This window comes from Streptomyces sp. NPDC002793 (assembly GCF_040295485.1).
GTDB lineage: Bacteria > Actinomycetota > Actinomycetes > Streptomycetales > Streptomycetaceae > Streptomyces.
Genome location: NZ_JBEOVL010000126.1, coordinates 1 through 2,256, shown reverse-complemented (window position 1 = coordinate 2,256; position 2,256 = coordinate 1). Strand labels below are relative to the sequence as shown.

4 protein-coding genes and 1 pseudogene are annotated in these 2,256 nt (G+C 67.8%); 4 read left to right on the top strand and 1 reads right to left on the bottom strand.

From position 1 onward, the window contains the following. Positions 1–290, top strand: a 290-nt coding sequence (locus ABT001_RS35905; protein ID WP_351285893.1) for a helix-turn-helix transcriptional regulator, incomplete at its 5' end; no start/stop codon positions are given. Between the two features lie 35 nt (positions 291–325). Next, positions 326–652 carry a hypothetical protein gene (locus tag ABT001_RS35900; protein WP_351285891.1) on the top strand — a complete coding sequence of 109 codons (327 nt, stop codon included), beginning with the start codon at positions 326–328 and terminating at the stop codon, positions 650–652. A gap of 68 nt (positions 653–720) precedes the next feature. Here the strand turns inward: ABT001_RS35900 and ABT001_RS35895 are convergent, their stop codons facing one another. Then, positions 721–846: a hypothetical protein gene (locus ABT001_RS35895; RefSeq protein ID WP_351285890.1), complete on the bottom strand. Its 126-nt coding sequence runs from the start codon at positions 844–846 to the stop codon at positions 721–723. 154 nt (positions 847–1,000) lie between these two features. On the opposite strand from ABT001_RS35895, the gene ABT001_RS35890 reads away from it, so the two are divergent. Together ABT001_RS35890 and ABT001_RS35885 are read left to right on the top strand one after the other, a co-directional pair. Further along, positions 1,001–1,480, top strand: coding sequence for a hypothetical protein (locus ABT001_RS35890; RefSeq protein ID WP_351285889.1), 480 nt, complete (start codon positions 1,001–1,003; stop codon positions 1,478–1,480). Positions 1,481–1,918: 438 nt separating this feature from the next. Continuing rightward, a pseudogene (locus ABT001_RS35885) lies at positions 1,919–2,256 on the top strand (hypothetical protein); the annotation flags it as partial.

The window sequence follows — 2,256 nt, the reverse complement described above, 5'->3', positions numbered from 1 at the left end:
CCCTGGCCCACCTTGACGACTGTCACCTCAGCGCTCAGCAAGTCGCGCGTCAGCACGGCATCTCCGTCCGGCACCTGCACGCACTCTTCAAAGGCGGCGACCTGACCTTCGCCGCCTGGATCCGGCACGAACGCCTGTCGCGGATCCGCCGGGACCTCCTCGACCCCGCCTCCGCCGGCATCTCTACCGCCACGATCGCGGCACGCTGGGGAGTACCCGACCCCAAACACCTCGGCAGATCCCTCAAGCGGGAGTTCGGCGAAACCGTCAGCGACCTACGACACCAGTAAGGCCAGCACGACTTCCGTCGACGGATTCTCCCAGGATGGGCACCCCGCTGAGCGAGACCGGGATCGCCGACCAGCGCGAGCTGCGGCAGGATCCGCAGGAGGCTCACCCCTGCTTCGGCCCACAGTTCCATCGGTCGTTCCGCGCTCCGCTCGAAGACGATCTCGCCGTCTGGGTCCTCGGGGGTGCGGACCCGGGCCAGCGTGCCGACGCCTTCCTCGGGATGGTCGGGCATGAACGCCAGAACGGTCCTGTGGCCGGGTCCTTCGGTCACGCCGAAGATGTGGCCGCGCCCGGCCGTGAGGGCTGCGCCCACCTCGTTCGGCCCGCCGTCGACGTCGTTGCGCAGTCGCAGCGGCCATGAGGCCGCAACGCCGTCGATCTCGGCAGGGGAGGAGGTGATCAGGATGCCGTTGCCGGACTGGCGAACGTCTACCACCGGCCGTGCCTGTCCCGTACGTAGGCGGGCCCGCCGGGGGCGATGTTCCTGCCGGACAGGAAGCCGTACTCACCGCTTGGCTCCTGGACGGGGTGGAGCTCGACGATCTGCCCGTCCAAGGGGCCGCCGGTCACTGTGGTGCCTCACTCATGGTGTGCCCTCGACCTTCAACGCATGGCAGCCGCATAGCTGCCGTGTCCGATTTTTGCGGATCTCCGCGCTGTGGCTGGTGGGGTTCTACGATGAATACTCGCCTTGATGCTTGGAGCGCCGATGGCCACTGCTGAGCACACCCCGGACTACCCGCCGAAGAGCCCGCCCCCGCCCAAGCGTCCCCTGCAGCCGCCGCGGCCGGAAACCGGCTTGGTGGGTACCGCACGGGCCCGGATGAAGGTGCGGAACCGGCGGTCCGCGAACTGGTGCCTGGAGGCGGCCCCCTGGGCTGCGGGCAAGGCCACCGAACATGTGCTGAGGCAGCTTCACGAGTGGGGGTACCGGGAGGCGGACCAGGCTGCCGCTGATCTCACGGGCGCGCTGGTGCGTACGGCGGTCGCGGACGGTGGTCGCCGTGTGTCCGTGCATCTCGCTGACCAGGAGCGGCAGGCTTTGGTCGTTGCCCTGTCCCACCAGCCGGGGCTGGCAGTCGGTGACACGGCGGTGTTGCCCGAGCTGACCGGGCTGGGCGCGGTGTCGTGCGGCACGGACACCGCGGAAGACGGGCGCAGAGTGTGGGCGGTGATCGACCTTCGGTGAGGACCCGTCACCGAGATCGAGGCTGCCACGTTCATTGAATCGTTGACGGACAAGTTCCTCGGCTCTCCATGAACCCCCAGGCACGCTCTCCGCTCCTGCAACGGCGATGCGCGGCATACCCGGATGCGGGCGGCGACTTGCTGGGGGCTGTCGAGATGGGTCCGGAGCTCAGCGAAGTCACTGACAGTGCTGGCCCCGTCGTACCGTCCAGCTCCGCCGTCTTCTTGAGGGTGGAGATACAACAATGCTGCTCCGCAGGGAGTTGGCGGAGAGGGGCGTCTTCCATTCAGAATGCCTGGATTTATCGAGCAGTAGCGGGTTCTGGCACAGATATTGGGGAGCGATCACGGATTGCGACGATGCAAGAAGTGCCGACGTCAGAGGGCCCACGTAGCTTTCGGTTGACCGCCCGGCCGGGTGGCGAGGAGGGAGTAGGACATGGAGTGGGTCGGGGACGCGCGGCTGGCAGCCGGGCCTGAGGCCACCTGGTACTTGGAGGCGGCTTTCACGCGCGGTGCTCACCTGGGGACGGTGTACGACGATCCGACAACGCCGGTAGTCGTGACGGGCATCGAAGAGCTGACGACGATCCGCATACCGAGCGGCCGGCTCGTCGTCGATGCGCCATTTCATGACGACCAGGTCTGGGAGTACAGAAGAGGGCTGCCGACCACACCCCCCCGGGAGCTGGCGGTGCGCATTCCCCCGGGCGTCTACCGGGTAGAGATCGCGTGGACGGCAGGCCCGTACGAGTTCATGGGCGAGCACGTCGACGG